This is a genomic window from Streptomyces ardesiacus, from assembly GCF_003112575.1.
GTDB lineage: Bacteria > Actinomycetota > Actinomycetes > Streptomycetales > Streptomycetaceae > Streptomyces > Streptomyces ardesiacus.
This window is the reverse complement of record NZ_BEWC01000007.1, coordinates 286447-302384: the sequence shown is the minus strand read 5'-3', so window position 1 is coordinate 302384 and position 15938 is coordinate 286447. Positions and strand designations below refer to the sequence as shown.

General features: G+C 71.4%; 16 protein-coding genes. 7 read left to right on the top strand and 9 right to left on the bottom strand.

Features of this window, described 5'->3' with window-relative positions; translation table 11 throughout:
• Window positions 1-27 precede the first annotated feature (27 nt).
• The 8 genes from Sdi02f_RS23455 to Sdi02f_RS23420 all read right to left on the bottom strand — a co-directional run bounded on the left by Sdi02f_RS23455 (window position 28) and on the right by Sdi02f_RS23420 (window position 6524).
• Entirely contained in the window at window positions 28-381 is a 354-nt protein-coding gene (locus Sdi02f_RS23455) for a cytidine deaminase-like protein (RefSeq protein ID WP_030399860.1), read from the bottom strand.
• A gap of 44 nt (window positions 382-425) precedes the next feature.
• Complete coding sequence (locus tag Sdi02f_RS23450; RefSeq protein ID WP_030399859.1) at window positions 426-797, bottom strand: MmcQ/YjbR family DNA-binding protein; 372 nt, start codon at window positions 795-797, stop codon at window positions 426-428.
• The gene (locus tag Sdi02f_RS23445; RefSeq protein ID WP_108933967.1) at window positions 794-2098 is read right to left on the bottom strand and encodes a hemolysin family protein; all 1305 of its coding nucleotides are present in this window, start codon (window positions 2096-2098) and stop codon (window positions 794-796) included. Before Sdi02f_RS23445 ends, Sdi02f_RS23450 begins: the two co-directional genes overlap by 4 nt.
• Window positions 2095-2592, bottom strand: a complete 498-nt coding sequence (gene ybeY, locus Sdi02f_RS23440) for an rRNA maturation RNase YbeY (RefSeq protein ID WP_031081670.1) — start codon at window positions 2590-2592, stop codon at window positions 2095-2097. The genes Sdi02f_RS23445 and ybeY overlap by 4 nt, the downstream gene beginning before the upstream one ends.
• Window positions 2593-2604: 12 nt before the next feature.
• Window positions 2605-3684: a PhoH family protein gene (locus Sdi02f_RS23435; protein WP_063788228.1), complete on the bottom strand. Its 1080-nt coding sequence runs from the start codon at window positions 3682-3684 to the stop codon at window positions 2605-2607.
• A 105-nt stretch (window positions 3685-3789) separates the two neighbouring features.
• Window positions 3790-5109: a GH1 family beta-glucosidase gene (locus Sdi02f_RS23430; protein ID WP_108933966.1), complete on the bottom strand. Its 1320-nt coding sequence runs from the start codon at window positions 5107-5109 to the stop codon at window positions 3790-3792.
• A 56-nt stretch (window positions 5110-5165) separates the two neighbouring features.
• Window positions 5166-5432, bottom strand: coding sequence for a protealysin inhibitor emfourin (locus tag Sdi02f_RS23425; RefSeq protein WP_030399854.1), 267 nt, complete (start codon window positions 5430-5432; stop codon window positions 5166-5168).
• A gap of 21 nt (window positions 5433-5453) precedes the next feature.
• The gene (locus Sdi02f_RS23420; RefSeq protein WP_031081666.1) at window positions 5454-6524 is read right to left on the bottom strand and encodes a M4 family metallopeptidase; all 1071 of its coding nucleotides are present in this window, start codon (window positions 6522-6524) and stop codon (window positions 5454-5456) included.
• 350 nt (window positions 6525-6874) lie between these two features.
• Here Sdi02f_RS23420 and leuA point away from each other — a divergent pair, with 350 nt between their 5' ends.
• Both leuA and Sdi02f_RS23410 read left to right on the top strand, forming a co-directional pair.
• Window positions 6875-8596 (top strand): 2-isopropylmalate synthase, encoded by a 1722-nt coding sequence (leuA, locus tag Sdi02f_RS23415; RefSeq protein WP_030399852.1) that lies wholly within the window; start codon window positions 6875-6877, stop codon window positions 8594-8596.
• Window positions 8597-8780: 184 nt separating this feature from the next.
• The gene (locus Sdi02f_RS23410; RefSeq protein WP_031081664.1) at window positions 8781-9476 is read left to right on the top strand and encodes a TerB family tellurite resistance protein; all 696 of its coding nucleotides are present in this window, start codon (window positions 8781-8783) and stop codon (window positions 9474-9476) included.
• A gap of 23 nt (window positions 9477-9499) precedes the next feature.
• Here the strand turns inward: Sdi02f_RS23410 and Sdi02f_RS23405 are convergent, their stop codons facing one another.
• Entirely contained in the window at window positions 9500-10048 is a 549-nt protein-coding gene (locus Sdi02f_RS23405; RefSeq protein ID WP_031081662.1) for a GNAT family N-acetyltransferase, read from the bottom strand.
• A 252-nt stretch (window positions 10049-10300) separates the two neighbouring features.
• Between Sdi02f_RS23405 and Sdi02f_RS23400 the strand changes: the two genes are divergently transcribed.
• From Sdi02f_RS23400 to Sdi02f_RS23380, 5 genes are all read left to right on the top strand, one after another.
• Window positions 10301-11074: an SCO2525 family SAM-dependent methyltransferase gene (locus Sdi02f_RS23400; protein WP_030399849.1), complete on the top strand. Its 774-nt coding sequence runs from the start codon at window positions 10301-10303 to the stop codon at window positions 11072-11074.
• Between the two features lie 83 nt (window positions 11075-11157).
• Window positions 11158-13002 carry an SCO2524 family protein gene (locus tag Sdi02f_RS23395; protein WP_030399848.1) on the top strand — a complete coding sequence of 615 codons (1845 nt, stop codon included), beginning with the start codon at window positions 11158-11160 and terminating at the stop codon, window positions 13000-13002.
• A 1-nt stretch (window position 13003) separates the two neighbouring features.
• Window positions 13004-13921 (top strand): SCO2523 family variant P-loop protein, encoded by a 918-nt coding sequence (locus tag Sdi02f_RS23390; protein ID WP_030399847.1) that lies wholly within the window; start codon window positions 13004-13006, stop codon window positions 13919-13921.
• Window positions 13918-14883: an SCO2522 family protein gene (locus Sdi02f_RS23385; protein ID WP_031184583.1), complete on the top strand. Its 966-nt coding sequence runs from the start codon at window positions 13918-13920 to the stop codon at window positions 14881-14883. The genes Sdi02f_RS23390 and Sdi02f_RS23385 overlap by 4 nt, the downstream gene beginning before the upstream one ends.
• Before the next feature lies 1 nt (window position 14884).
• Window positions 14885-15865: an SCO2521 family protein gene (locus Sdi02f_RS23380; RefSeq protein ID WP_030399845.1), complete on the top strand. Its 981-nt coding sequence runs from the start codon at window positions 14885-14887 to the stop codon at window positions 15863-15865.
• Window positions 15866-15938: the final 73 nt, after the last annotated feature.

Genomic DNA, 15938 nt, shown 5'->3' with positions numbered 1-15938 from the left:
CGCCCCCGCCCGCCGGGCCGCGACCCGTCAGCCCGCGCTGACCGTCTCGCGCACCGTACCGTCGGGCGAAGCCACCAGCACCGGCGTCTGCGCCCCGCCCAGGTCCCGTACCGCCGCCCGGTCCTCCTCCGCCGCCGTGTCCGACTCGGTCACCACGGCCGCCGCCTCCAGGGACTTCGCGCCGGAGGCCACCGCCATCGCCACCGCCGTGCGCAGGGCGCTGAGGTGGAGGGAATCCAGGGCGACGGTCCCCGCGACGTACGTGCGGCCGGTCTCGTCGCGGACGGCCGCGCCCTCGGGCACGCCGTTGCGGGCGCGGGCCGAGCGGGCCAGGGTGACGATCTTGCGGTCCTCGGGGTCGAGGTCGGGAGTCTCGGTCATGGGGTGAGCATACGGAGCCCCGCGGGGCCGGCGCCCGGGCGGGCTCAGGGACGGTCCAGGCGGAGCCGCTCGGCGCGCGGCAGACCCGCGACGACCAGGTCGTACGAGTCCTCCACCAGCTCCCGGACGACGCGGTCCGCAAGACCGCCGTGCGGGCCCCCGGCCACCGTCACCGTGTTCCAGTGGCGTTTGTTCATGTGCCAGCCCGGGACGATCAGCTCCGGATGCTCGCGCCGCAGGCGGACCGCCTCGTCCGGGTCGCACTTGAGGTTGACCGTGAGCGGGCGTCCGTCCAGCGAGGTGAGCGCGAACATCTTCCCCAGCACCTTGAAGACCGAGGTCTCCGGGTTGAAGGGGAAGTCCTCCACCGCCGCGTTGAAGGAGAGGCAGAAGTCGCGCAGCTGTGCCGGGGTCATTCCGGTACGGCCTCCTCGGCCGGCCTCGCCGCGGCGACCGGCTCCACCAGCACCGTCACGATCTTGTTCCGGCGGCCCGCGGCGGCCTCCGCCGTCAGCCGCAGCTCACGGCCGTCGGGCAGCTCCACGATCGCCGAGGCCCCGGCGATCGGGACGCGGCCCAGGGCCTTGGCGAGCAGACCGCCGACCGTCTCCACGTCCTCGTCGTCGTACTCGTCCAGGCCGTACAGGTCGCCCAGGTCCCCGATGTCCAGGCGCGCGGTGACCCGGAAACGGCCCCCGCCCAGCTCCTCGACGGGCGGCAGCTCCCGGTCGTACTCGTCGGTGATCTCGCCGACGATCTCCTCGAGGATGTCCTCGATGGTGACGATGCCCGCCGTGCCGCCGTACTCGTCGATGACGACGGCGACGTGGTTGCGCTCCTTCTGCATCTCGCGCAGCAGGTCACCCGCGTTCTTGGTGTCCGGCACGAAGGACGCCGGGCGCATCGCGGTGGAGACCAGGTCGCTCTCCGCGTCCCGGCTGATGTGCGTCCTGCGGACCAGGTCCTTCAGGTACACGATGCCGACGATGTCGTCCTCGCTCTCCCCGGTGACCGGTATCCGGGAGAAACCGGAGCGCAGGGCGAGGGTGAGGGCCTGCCGGATGGTCTTGTAGCGCTCGATGACGACGAGGTCGGTGCGCGGCACCATGACCTCCCGCACGAGGGTGTCGCCCAGCTCGAAGACCGAGTGCACCATGCGGCGCTCCTCGGCCTCGATCAGGGACTCCTTCTCGGCGTAGTCCACCAGCGCCCGCAGCTCCGCCTCCGAGGCGAAGGGACCCCGGCGGAAGCCCTTGCCGGGAGTGAGCGCGTTGCCGATGAGGATCAGCAGCGAGGGGATCGGGCCCATGATCCGGGCCAGCGGCAGCAGCACGTACGCCGCGACGGTCGCCGTGTTCAGCGGGTGCTGGCGGCCGATGGTGCGCGGGGAGACCCCGACGGCGACGTAGGAGAGCAGCACCATCACCGCGATGGCGATGATCAGCGCCTCGCCGGTGCCGTCGAACTGTCTGAGGCAGGCGTACGTGACCAGCGCGGCGGCCGCCATCTCGCAGGCGACGCGGACCAGCAGCGCCACGTTGAGGTAGCGCGTCGGGTCGGCGGCGACCTGGGCGAGCTTCTCGGCGCCCCGGCGCCCGGACCGCACCGCCTCCTCGGCGCGGAAGCTGGAGACCCTCGCGAGTCCTGCCTCCGCGCACGCGGCCAGCCAGGCGACCACCACCAGGGCGACGGCTCCGGCGACGAGCGGGAGACTCATGAGACCGTCGGGGCCGGGGACGGGCCGGTCAGGCCCTTCTCCGCACGCCAGCCGTCCACGATGGCGGCCTGCAGACCGAACATCTCGGCCTTCTCGTCCGGCTCCTCGTGGTCGTACCCGAGCAGGTGCAGCACCCCGTGGACGGTCAGGAGCTGGAGCTCCTCGTCCATGGAGTGCTGGGTCGGCGCCTCCGTGCCCTGCTTCTCGGCGACCTCGGGACAGAGCACGATGTCGCCGAGCAGCCCCTGCGGCGGCTCCTCCTCGTCCTTGGACGGCGGACGCAGCTCGTCCATCGGGAAGGACATCACGTCGGTGGGGCCGGGCAGGTCCATCCACTGGATGTGCAGCTGCTCCATGGCGCCGGCGTCCACGACGATCACCGAGAGCTCGGAGAGCGGGTGGATGCGCATCCGCGCGAGCGCGTAGCGGGCGATGTCGAGGATCGCCTGCTCGTCGACCTCGGTTCCGGACTCGTTGTTGACGTCGATCGACATGGTCGTGCTGGTCTACTTCCCCTTGGCCTTGGCACCGTGTCTCGGTGTCCGGCCGCCGTTGTGGCCGCCGTTCTCGGTGCCGTTCCTGCTGTCGTACTGCTCGTAGGCGTCGACGATACGGCCCACCAGCTTGTGCCGGACGACGTCGTGCGACGTGAGCCGGGAGAAGTGGACGTCCTCGACGCCCTCCAGGATGTCCTGCACCTGCCGCAGACCCGACTTCGTGCCGCCGGGCAGGTCGACCTGCGTCACGTCACCCGTGATCACGATCTTCGAGTCGAAGCCGAGACGGGTCAGGAACATCTTCATCTGCTCGGGGCTGGTGTTCTGGGCCTCGTCCAGGATGATGAACGCGTCGTTCAGCGTGCGGCCGCGCATGTACGCCAGCGGCGCCACCTCGATCGTCCCGGCCGCCATCAGCCGCGGGATCGAGTCCGGGTCCAGCATGTCGTGCAGCGCGTCGTACAGCGGGCGCAGATACGGGTCGATCTTCTCGTACAGCGTCCCGGGCAGGAAGCCCAGCCGCTCGCCGGCCTCGACCGCGGGGCGGGTCAGGATGATGCGGTTGACCTGCTTGGACTGCAGGGCCTGCACCGCCTTGGCCATCGCCAGGTAGGTCTTGCCGGTGCCCGCGGGGCCGATGCCGAAGACGATGGTGTGCTTGTCGATCGCGTCGACGTACCGCTTCTGGTTCAGCGTCTTGGGGCGGATCGTGCGGCCGCGCGAGGACAGGATGTTCTGCGTGAGCACCTCGGCCGGGGTCTCCTGGCCGTCGCTCTCCCCGTTCCCGCTCGCCCTGAGCATGGCGATCGAGCGTTCCACTGCGTCCTCCGTCATCGGCTGCCCCGTGCGCAGCACCAGCATCATCTCGTCGAACACGCGCTGTACCAGGGCGACCTCATGGGTGTCACCGACGGCGCTGATCTCATTGCCCCGGACATGGATGTCGGCCGCCGGGAAGGCCTTCTCGATCACACGCAGGAGGGAGTCTCCGGAGCCCAGCACGGTCACCATGGGATGCCGGGCGGGGACGGTGATCTGTGCTCTCGCCTGCCCCTGCGCGGGGGTGTGGGCTGAGGGTGTCTGAGTCATGGGCCGGCGCTCTAGGCCTGCTCGTCCTCCTCTGCGGCGTGCGCCGCGTGACGGGTGGTTCTGCTGTATCCAGCGTACGACTCCCCGTCCACAGCACCGAGTCGTTTATCCGACCGGCGCCCGCCGCTGCCCCGAGAGCAGGTCCCGGAACCAGCCGTACGACGCCTTGGGCGTGCGCTCCAGCGTCGTGAAGTCGACGTGGACCAGTCCGAAGCGGCGGGCGTACCCCTCGGCCCACTCGAAGTTGTCCAGGAGCGACCACACGAAGTAACCGCGTACGTCCACCCCCGCCTCGACCGCCCGGTGCAGGGCGCGCACGTGCCCGTCGAGGTAGGCGATGCGGTCCCGGTCGTCGAGCCCCTCGTAGGAGCAGCCGTTCTCCGTGATCACGACCGGCGGGAGGCGGTCGCCGTAGCGCTCGCGGAAGCCGGTGAGCAGCTCGGTCAGCCCCTCCGGGACCACCGGCCAGCCGAAGTCCGTCAACGGACGGCCCTCGACCGGACGCACCGAGAAGGGCAGGCCGGCCGGGAGCGCCACCCCGCCGAATTCGGTCCCGGCCCCCTGCGGGGCGCCCACCCGCGTCGGGGCGTAGTAGTTCACTCCGTACCAGTCCAGCGGTTCGGCGACGACCTCCAGGTCGGACGCCACGTCACCGGGCATGAGGTCGCCGATGCCCTCCGGGTACCGCCCGGTGAGGAGCGGGTCGGCGAACATCCGGTTCAGCAGGAGGTCGTAGAAGTCCGCCGCCTCCCGGTCCGCCGGGTCGTCCGAGGCGGGCCAGGTCGGGCCGTGCGAGTTGGCGATGCCGATGTCCGTGGCGCCCTCGGCGCGCAGTGCCCGTACGGCCAGGCCGTGGGCCAGGAGCTGGTGGTGGGCGACCGGAAGCGCGTCGAACAGCAGCCTGCGGCCGGGGGCGTGGGTGCCCAGGGCGTGGCCCAGCAGGGTGTGCTCGGCGGGTTCGTTGAGGGTGATCCACTTGCCGACCCGGTCGCCCAGGCGTCCCGCGACACGCGACACGTACTGCGCGAAGCGGGCCGCCGTGTCCCGCTCCAGCCAGTCCAGGCCCGCCGGCAGGTCCCAGTGGAACAGCGTCGGCACCGGCCGCACGCCCGCCGCGCACAGCTCGTCCACCAGGCGGTCGTAGAAGTCCAGGCCGCCGGGGGAGTCCACCCGGGGCCAGGAGACCGAGAAGCGGTACGCGTCCACGCCGAGGTCCGCGAGCAGGGCCACGTCCTCGCGGTAGCGGTGGTAGTGGTCGCAGGCCACCGCCGCCGTCGAGCCGTCCCTCACCCGGCCGGGCTCGGCCGTGAAGGCGTCCCACACGGACGGCCCCCGCAGTCCGGCCGCGCCCTCGATCTGGTGCGCGGACGTGGACACGCCCCACAGGAAGCCGTCCGGGAACCGAGGCATCGCGTCAGTCGCCATGTCGGATCATCCGCACCCCCGGTGAGGGAAGTCAACGCCCGTGCGCGCGAGCGGTGTTACGCCCCCTCCTTCAGTACCCGCGAGATCAGCGCGCGCTGCTCGTCGGTGAGCCGGGGGTCGGCGGCGTAGACCGTCCTCCCGTCCACGGTGAGCTGGTAGCTGAACCCGTCCGGCACCCCCACCGGCGGGGTGCCGCGGCCGTCGGCGACCGCCCGCTCGGCCAGGGCGTGCCACTCGTCCGCGTCGGGGCGGCCCGCGGTCTCGACCTCCGCGTGGCGTTCGATGCCCGCGAAGCCTCCTGTGCGCCTCACCTGAATCCGCATGGACCCGTGTCTAGTACGGAACTACGGCGTCCGCACCCCGACCTGCTCCCAGGCCTTGGTGACCGCCTCCAGTTCGTCCCCGTCGCCGTAGCGCGCCCGGGCGGCCTTCACCGTCAGCTCCGCGAAGTCCGCGAACAGCGCGTCCTGGGCCAGCTCGCCCCCGGTCAGCACGTCGTACCAGATCTGCCCGGCCCGCTCCCAGGCGTGTCCGCCCAGCTCGGTGGCGAGGAGGTAGAAGGCGTGGTTGGGGATGCCGGAGTTGATGTGCACGCCGCCGTTGTCGCGGCCGGTGCGCACGAAGTCGTCCATGGTCGCGGGCTGCGGGTCCTTGCCGAGCACGTCGTCGTCGTAGGCCGTGCCCGGCGCCTTCATGGAGCGCAGCGCCTCGCCGGTCACGCGCGGGGCGAGCAGCCCGGCGCCGATCAGCCAGTCGGCCTCGGCGGCGGTCTGGCCCTGCGTGTACTGCTTGATGAGGGAGCCGAAGACGTCCGACACCGACTCGTTGAGGGCGCCGGGCTGGCCGTAGTAGGTCAGGTTGGCGGTGTGCTGGGTGACGCCGTGGGTCAGCTCGTGGCCGATCACGTCCAGGGCGACGGTGAAGTCGAGGAAGATCTCCCCGTCCCCGTCGCCGAAGACCATCTGCTCACCGTTCCAGAACGCGTTGTTGTACTCGCGGTCGTAGTGCACGGTCGCGTCCAGCGGCAGTCCGGCGCCGTCGATGGAGTCGCGCCGGTACACCTCGAGGTAGTGCTCGAAGGTGGCGCCCAGGCCCGCGTACGCCCGGTTCACGGTGGCGTCCTGGCCGGGTTCGTCGCCCTCGCCGCGCACCTTGCGGCCGGGCAGGTCGGTGCCGTGCCGGGCGTCGTAGACCGTGCGCTGCGGCTTGCCGGGCTCGGCGCCGGCCAGCGGGGCCACGGCGGGGGCGCCGATCACCGTGGTCAGACCGCGGCGGGTGCGCTCCAGGGCGTCGCGCTGGAGGGTGCGCCGGGCGGGGCCGGCGAGCACGGGGTCCCCGTGCCGGGCGAGCCGGTCCAGGACGTGGGGCGGGACGATGGTGCAGAAGACGGGCTGGAAGCCCCCGTATGTCGTCATGTCCGGCACTTTCGCACTGTGTGACCGCCCTGTCACTAGTCGCGACCACGATGGGGGCACGGCGGCGCCAACGTGGCTCCGCGATCCGGTCATGAGTGGTATACGGCACTTTTTGTCCCGGTTGTGCCCTCGGTCCCGCATACTGATACGGACCCGCGTGACCCGCGTGACTCGGCTAAGGTGCTGGGCATCATGCGATTCGGGCTGCTTCTCCTTAGCTGCCGCGGCGAGGGCCTGTAGAGGCCGACTCCCTCCCCGCGGAGCTTGGTGGTGCCGTCGGCCGTCCTTCCGGACACGCGGACGTCGCGGACACCGCACAGACCGCGGACATCAGAGGAGCCCACGCCATCATGGCCAACCGCCAGCAGCCCAGCCCCATGCCGACCGCCAAGTACCGCGGCTACGAGCAGGTCGACATCGCCGACCGCACCTGGCCGAACCGGCGGATCACCGCCGCCCCCCGCTGGCTCTCCACCGACCTGCGCGACGGCAACCAGGCCCTGATCGACCCCATGTCGCCGGTCCGCAAGCGCGCCATGTTCGACCTGCTGGTCAAGATGGGCTACAAGGAGATCGAGGTCGGCTTCCCGGCCTCCGGCCAGACCGACTTCGACTTCGTGCGGTCCATCATCGAGGACCCGGAGGCGATCCCCGACGACGTCACCATCTCCGTACTGACCCAGGCCCGCGAGGACCTGATCGAGCGCACGGTGGAGTCCCTGAAGGGCGCCAGGCGGGCCACCGTCCACCTGTACAACGCGACCGCCCCGGTCTTCCGCCGGGTCGTCTTCCGCGGCTCCAGGGACGACATCAAGCAGATCGCCGTCGACGGCACCCGCCTGGTGATGGAGTACGCCGAGAAACTGCTGGGCCCCGAGACGGAGTTCGGCTACCAGTACTCGCCGGAGATCTTCACCGACACCGAGCTGGACTTCGCCCTGGAGGTCTGCGAGGCGGTGATGGACACCTACCAGCCCGGTCCCGGCCGCGAGATCATCCTCAACCTGCCCGCCACCGTGGAGCGTTCCACGCCCTCCACGCACGCCGACCGCTTCGAGTGGATGGGCCGCAACCTGTCCCGCCGCGAGTACGTCTGCCTGTCCGTCCACCCGCACAACGACCGCGGCACGGCGGTGGCGGCGGCGGAGCTGGCCGTCATGGCGGGCGCCGACCGCGTCGAGGGGTGCCTGTTCGGGCAGGGCGAGCGCACCGGCAACGTCGACCTGGTCACCCTGGGGATGAACCTGTTCTCCCAGGGCGTCGACCCGCAGATCGACTTCTCCGACATCGACGAGATCCGTCGCACGTGGGAGTACTGCAACCAGATGGAGGTCCACCCGCGCCACCCCTACGTGGGCGACCTGGTCTACACGTCCTTCTCCGGCTCCCACCAGGACGCCATCAAGAAGGGCTTCGACGCGATGGAGGCCGACGCGGCCGCCAGGGGCGTCACCGTCGACGACATCGAGTGGGCGGTGCCCTACCTGCCCATCGACCCCAAGGACGTCGGCCGCTCCTACGAGGCCGTCATCCGCGTCAACTCGCAGTCCGGCAAGGGCGGGATCGCCTACGTCCTGAAGAACGACCACAGCCTGGACCTGCCGCGCCGGATGCAGATCGAGTTCTCGAAGATCATCCAGGCCAAGACCGACGCCGAGGGCGGCGAGATCACCCCGAGCGCCATCTGGGACGTCTTCCAGGACGAGTACCTGCCCAACCCGGACAACCCCTGGGGCCGCATCCAGGTGGCCAAGGGGCAGACCACGACCGACCGCGACGGCGTCGACACCCTCACCGTGGACGCCACGGTCGACGGCGCGGAGACCACCCTGGTCGGCACCGGCAACGGCCCGATCTCGGCGTTCTTCCACGCGCTGCAGGGCATCGGCATCGACGTACGGCTGCTGGACTACCAGGAGCACACGATGAGCGAGGGCGCCTCCGCGCAGGCCGCCTCCTACATCGAGTGCGCCATCGGCGACAAGGTGCTGTGGGGCATCGGAATCGACGCGAACACCACGCGCGCCTCACTGAAGGCGATCGTCTCCGCCGTCAACCGCGCAGCGCGCTGACCAGCCGAATCAGCGGTTCGAGGTCCCGCCCGCCGGAATCCGGTGGGCGGGACCCCGTCATATACCGGCCATATATCTGTGATGGTCACGAAAAGGTCTCGTCCCGGGTACTGACTCCACGTCGGTGATGTGGCTAACATCACGCCAGCGCGACGATGCTGTCGCGCCGTTACGGAGGTGCGACGTGCTGCCTGGACGGGGACGAAACGGCCGAGCTGTCGGGCTGCCACGCATCCTGGGCACCCGCACCGCCTGGACACCCGTCGGCGACGGGGAGTTCTTCTGCCCCGGCTGCGGCGGCGACCGCAACTACACCCGGCTCACCGGCCACCGCCGCTTCACCGTGCTCGGCGTGCCCCTGCTGCCCCGCGGCGAGTCCGCGCCGGCCGTCGAGTGCGCGGCCTGCCGGCGCCGTTACGGCACCGACGTCCTCGACCACCCGACCACCACCCGCTTCTCCGCGATGCTCCGCGACGCCGTCCACACCGTCGCCCTCGCGGTCCTGACCGCGGGCGGCACCTGCTCCCGCACCTCGCTGGAGACCGCCGCCGTCACGGTGCGCGCGGCCGGCTTCGAGGAGTGCACCGAGGACCGGCTCAACGCGCTCGTCGAGGCGCTGGAGGCGGACACCGGCCGGGTCCGCGGCGAGCCCTGCGTGCCGGGCCTGGCGATAGAGCTGCACGAGGCGCTCGACCCGCTGGCCCCGCACCTCGCCGCCGTCGGCCGCGAGTCGATCCTTCTCCAGGGGGCCCGCATCGCCCTGGCCGACGGCCCCTACACCCCCGCCGAACGCGACGCGCTGGCCACCGTCGGCGCGGCCCTGACCCTCTGCTCCGACGACGTCACCCGCCTCCTGGAGTCGGCGGGCACGCCCTCCTAGAGGGAGTCGGCGACGTGCCGGGCTCAGGCACTCCCGGGAAGGTCCAGCCGCATGACCTGACGGTGCACACCCGGTCCGAAGTAGTCCGGACGCAGGCCGCCGTCGGGCTCCTCGGGACGGAAGCCCAGGGAGCGGTAGAGGAAGATCGCCGCGAGGTTGGCGGGCTCCACGGTGAGGCGGACCACCCGGATGCCGTCCCGGCGCAACCGGGCCAGCACCTCCCGCATCAGCTCCCGGCCCAGCCCGTGACGGCGCCGGTCCATGGTCACGCACAGCCCGAGTATCCAACTGTCCGTGCCGAGCGTGCGGGTGGCGGCCAGCACGTAACCGCGCAGCCGGCCCGTGCCGTCGTCGAGGACCAGGAAGTGTTCCTCGTACATGTCGAAGAGCTGGCGCAGCAGGAACCCGGGATAGGCGAACTCCTGGAAGACCTCCTCGTCCAGCCGCCGCAGTTCCGGAAGGTCGGACTCCCGTGCCGTGCGCAGGTCCAGTGGCAGGCCGTCCGGTGTGACACCGGTTCGCGTGAGCTGGTCGTGGTGGTCGAGGGAACGTTCCAGCGGTTCGGCGGTCATGTAACCCCCTGCTCAGACTGCGTCAACTCGTGGGCACCCGCACCGCTCACGATCGAGTGAAGGACTCATGTGGCGGCCAGTGTCTGCTTCTGGCTAGAGTGAGCGTCCAACTTCCCTCATGCAAGGGCGAGTTCGGGTGTGCGACCATGCGCCCGACGTGCGCCGGGCGGATGAGGATGGCGTATTCCCACACTGGTCCGTAGTGGCCGAGTCACCTACCGTGAACAGTGCTGGGGGTTTGTCCAAAATCGAATGGAACGTGGCAGGGTGACTATGGATCGCAACGCCGACGCACCGTGGTCGAAGTTCGATCCAGAGGCGTACGTGGACAACAACTACCGGACACCGCTCGAAGTCGACCTGCTGATCGTCCGGTTGATGCGCGACTACTTCACCCGCTGCTTCGACGGCGTCCCCCCGCGCTCCGCGCGCGGCATCGACGTCGGCGCCGGCGCGAACCTGTATCCCGCCCTGTCCATGCTGCCCTGGTGCGAGAAGGTGCTCCTGCTGGAGTACGCGCACCCGAACGTCGAGTACCTGGAGAAGCAGATCGCCCCGGCCGGGTACGACATCGCCTGGGACCCCTTCTGGGACGTGCTGCGCGAGGCTCCCGCCTACGCCGCCGTCCAGCCCAGACCGCTGGTGGCGGACATCGTCCGGGTGGAGCGCGGCAACCTGTTCGACCTGGAGGGCGGGGACCGGCGCTGGTCCCTCGGCACCATGTTCTTCGTCGCCGACTCCATGTCCGAGGCGCCCGAGGAGTTCCACCGGGGCGTGCGCTGCTTCATGAACGCGCTCGACGACACGGCGCCGTTCGCCGCCGCCTTCATGAAGGAGTCCGTCGGCTACCGCGTCGGCGCCCACGACTACCCGGCCTACCGGGTCAACGAGGAGACGGTCCGGGAGAGCCTGGCGCCGTTCACCGGGGAGCTGGAGATCCACGATCTCCACCACTCCGTACGGCCCGGGCACGAGGGCATGCTCCTCGCCCTGGGACGGCGCAATTCGGCGATTGCCGCCCCGTAGGAACGGGGACATGGTGAACGGGGCCGTGCGCCACGGGGACATGAAGAACATAGGGTAACGAGGTCTGTACGAGGGGTGCGGGGATGCAGATCAAGCCACGCCAGCACCTGCTGGACATCTGGCAGGCCATGGCCCGTCATTCGTTCGACGACGGCAAGCTGGTCCGGGGGGACACCGACGGGCTGAGCAGCGTCGCGGATGCCGAACGCCTGCTGTGCCTGCTGTATCCGGCCACCGAGGTCCCCGCCTTCCGCCTCGACCAGCCGGACACCACCGAACGCGACGTCCTGCGCGCCCTCGACCGGGTCGGCAGCCGGCTGGAGATCCCGCCCAACCTCATCGCCGCGCTGACCCAGTTCATGCGCACCCACACCGGCACGGACGACAGCCCCACCTTCTCCGGCGGCCACTACTTCCGCCCCTCCGAGCCCGACGGCACGGTCACCCACGAACAGCGGCAGCTGGGAGTCGTCGACTCCTACTCCATGTCCGTCACGCTCTGCCTCGCCACCCTCGGCTTCCTCAAGGTCTACGAGGGCGCCACGACCCGGCCCGAGGTCCTCAAGGCCATCGCCGAGCTGCGGGAGGCCACCAACTCCCGGCTGACCGCCGCCATGGTCAGCCTGCTGCGCTCCTTCGCCGTGAACGTCTTCGACGCGGAGTCGGAACAGGGCAAGCGGCTGATCCAGGTCATCGGCCAGGGAGGACAGTCCGACCGGATCGTCCTCCAGCAGTTCTCCCGCCGGTTACGCCCGCTGCGCGCCACCATCATCGAAAGCCTCTCCCGGGGCATCCAGGTCGACGAGGGCATCCGCGACGAGAGCCAGCTCTTCGAGTGCGGCTGGGCCTGGGGCATCGTCAAGGACGCCCCCCGGATCACCGACCTGAACGCCGACGTCTCCGGCCAGCCCGACGGCATCGCCGACCGGCTGCCCTACGTGTACTTCACCGTCGTCGCCCTCGACGGCATCCAGGACCTCTTCTCCGACCGCACCCTCACCCTCGGCCTCCTCGACGAGGACCAGCAGAAGCTCGCCGAGATGCTGCGCCTGCGCTGGGAGCTGAGCCAGCAGTACTGGTCCGCGATCGCCCGCTTCGGCGGCGAGCGCTGGCCCCTGGAGGACCTGCCCTGGCAGACCACCGGCCTGCGCCTGGAGTCCGAGTACTTCTCCCTGACCGTCGCGGCCATCCTCGTCCACGACCTGGTCCGCCGGAAGGCCACCGACGACGACCTCACCCGCACCGTCGCCATCATGGAACGCCTGGCCGACCGGGGCCGCGTCACCAGCCGCATGACCAGGAACGACCCGACCCTCCGGCTGCACACCCCCGGCGTCACCATGCCGCTGGCCGGGTCCGAGCGGGCCGGCGGTCAACTCCTGTGGCGGATGACCGACTTCTCCGCCCAGCTCCTCAAGCGGATCATCCAGCTCGCCGAACTCTCCCGGAACATCGGCGCCCAGGACCGCCTGCTGCGCCTCGCCGAGCAGTCCTTCGAGCACCTGTGGAAACGGCGCATCGACGAGGAGGAGGGCGCCGGCCTCTGGGACAACATCCAGGCCGTCTACCCCGACGCCCGGGACGCCGGACTGCGCCTGTCCTGGAGCATCACCGAGCGCGTCACCGAATGCCTCGTCGCCGCCCGCATCCTCTACGAGCAAGAGCCCATCCGCAGCCCCGAACTCGCGGAATTCGCACGGGAACTGCTCAGCGAGGCCACCCACCTGTTCGGCAGGGAGCAACTGGAGGCCTCCGCCGCGGCCGACGGAAGCAGGGCCCGGGCCATGCGCAGCATCGAAAGCCGCCTCGACCACGCCCGCAGCCTGGTCGACGAACGGCCCGCGACCGCCTTCGCCCTGGCCCTGCCCGTGCTCCAGGAACTCGACACCCTGGCCCAGGCCAGGGGCGCCGCCGCCCAGGAGGTATGAGGTGCTGGTCTTCGCCGCCTCCGACAAGGGAGGCACCGGGCGCTCGGTGACCAGCGCCAACCTGGCCTACCAGCGCGCCCTCACCGGCGACCACGTGGCCTACGTCGACTTCGACTTCGGGTCGCCCACCGCGGCCGCCGTCTTCGACGTGCCCGGCGCCATGCGCGGCACCGAGGAACGCGGCCTCCACTCCTACCTGGAGGGCGAGACCGCGGAACCGGTCCGCATCGACGTCTGGCGGCAGACCGAGCACCCCCTGCTGCGCGCCCGCCCCAACCAGTCCGGCCGCCTGGTGCTGCTCCCCGGCGACGCGGGCGGCGGCGAGTTCGCCACCGGCGAGGAGGCCCTGGAACGCTGCGTCGACCTGCTCCTCAAGCTCAACACCGAGTTCGACGTCACCTTCGTCGACCTCAGCGCCGGCCGCAGCTACGCCGTGGACATGGTCCTCGCCGCCACCGCCCACCCACGGATGAGCAACGTCCCCTTCCGCTGGCTGGTCTTCCACCGCTGGACCCGCCAGCACGTGATCGCCGCCTCCGGACTCGTCCACGGCGACCACGGCATCATCGGCGGCGGCGTCCTCAGCGGCCACGACGAGGACACCCTGCGCGCCGCCGTCCGCTTCGTCCGGGCCGCCGTCCCCGACCCCGAGTCGGCCGTGTGGTCCCAGGGCTCCACGGCCCAGGCCACCTGGATGCAGGCCCGCGACGAGGCGCTGCGCCGGCTCGCCGCCGAGCACCGCATCGGCGACAGCGTCGTCCTCGGCATCGTGCCGCTGGAGCCCATCCTCCAGTGGCACGAGCAACTGATCACCGAGGAAGACGTCCTCTCCACCCAGATAGCCAACAAGGAGACCCTCGACGCGCTGGAGGAGATCGCCAGGCGTCTGACGGACGACACCCACTGGGGGCGGTTGTGACGGAGTCCGTGTTCAGCGAGACCGCCGCCGAGCCGCGCACCCAGTCGGTGCCGCTGGCCCACCTCTCCCTGGAGCTGGGCCACCTGTACATGGAGGACTTCGAGGCCGGGCCCGAGCGGCTGCGCGCCCACTTCGCCGAAGTGCGCCCCTGGGCGGAGGCGGCCCGCGCCGCCGCCACCGCCCGGGCCGGCGGCAAGCGGCCCCGGATCAGCACGTGCTTCCTCATCGACGACTACTTCACCCGCTTCTCCACCCCCGCCGAGGTCGTCCCCATGCTCCTGGCCGAGGCCGAGCGGGCCGGGCTGGGCGTCGACTACCTCGCCCGCGAGTCCGGCTGCGCCGTCACCGGCAAGGTGCCCGTCGCCGAGGCGGTCGCCGCCCGCATCGTGGAGTCCCCGCCGCCCGGCAGCTACGGCCTGCGCCCGCCCGCCGCGCAGACCGGCTGGCTCGCCAACGGCGAACGCAGCCCCGTCGCCCGCGCCCCGCAGGCCATGAAACGGGCGGTGCCCTGGCAGCCCCCGCACGAGACCGCGGCCCGCCGCCACTCCATCTTCCTCGACGTCGAACTGTGGAGCGACGACGCCGACGGGGTGCGCACCTGGTCCTGCCCCTTCCTCGCCGCCGTGTGGCAGCTCGCCCGCCTCGGGCTCCTGCGCAACGAGGGCGAGGCCCTTCTCGCCCCGCAGCCGCACACCGCCGCCGGCTTCCCCGACAAGTGGGACGAGTTGCCCTCCCTGCTCCGGCTCAACGACCGCGCGGCCCCGTTCTCCGCCTACCGCACCTGCTCCGTCCTGCCGACCCGCTTCCTCCCCGTCGAGCACGCCGTCCGCGTGATCCTCGACCAGATCGAGGCCGACCCGGCAGCGCTCGAACAGGTCACCGACCGCTCCGGACGCGAGGGCATGACCGTCCCGCCCTCGGTCGCCGACCGCATCTCCTACGTGTACTACGCGGGGCACTGACATGGCGCCGCGGCAGAGCACCCCGCCCGCCGTCCTCGCCTGCGGCGAGATCCGCACCTGCCTGCTGCCCGCCCGGCAGGCCCTCGACATCCGCTCGGCCGCCCAGCTCCTCGGCCTGCGCCCCGGTGAACGCGTCCTGCTCTCCGAGCGCCCCGGCCTCTACGCGCGTTCCCCCGACACCCTCACCGGCGTCGACTGCCCCCTGCCCAGCGCCAACGGTGCCCGCGTGCGCGCCGTCGGCACCGTCACCGCCCACGCCGCGCTCACCGAGGGCCGCGTCCTGCAGACCTCCGCCCACTGCCGTCTGCCCGGCACCGGTCCCGACCAGCGGCGTCCCTGGGGCGAGTACCTGGTACGGCCCGGAGTCGTCGAGCCGCTCGGCAAGCTCCCCCACGAGGCGGTCGCGCAGGGCGTCCTCGGCGGCCCCCGCCACGGCGACCTCGACGTCGGCCTCATCGCCGACGGCCTGCTCACCCGCGTCCTGCGGCACCCCCTGCTCGACCAGCGCCCGCCCTTCCGCTCCCGCCCCACCCGGCTGCGCTGGGCGGCCCTGCCCGCGGCCCCCGGCGAGGGCCCCTCGCTGGAGCGGTTCACCCTCGCCGAGGACGAACTGCGCACCGTGCGCCTGCGCGTCCCCGAGGGCACCTCCGACGCCGGCATCGCCGCGCTCTGCGACGACCTCGCACTGCACGACTGGCTGCTCACCACCGTCGTCCGCATGCTCGACGGCCTGCGCCTGGGTGCCGGAGCCGCCCAGGACGCCGACGCCGTCGTACGGACCCTGCGCCCGGCCGTCGACCACCTGCTCCACCTGTGGATGCCCGGCGCCCGCGTCGGCCGCCGACTGGCCGCGCTGTGGGACCCGCTGGAGGAGCGGCCCGGCTTCACCCGGCAGTGGCAGGCCCTGGTGCAGCGCATCCGCGACCAGCTCACCCTGCACGCCATTCCCGCGGCCCACCGGGAGGTGGAACCGGCGCCCTGACCGGGCCTCCGCCGCACGGCACGCACGTCCCCGCACAGCCGCCCCGCACCATCCGACGCACATCCCAACGGGG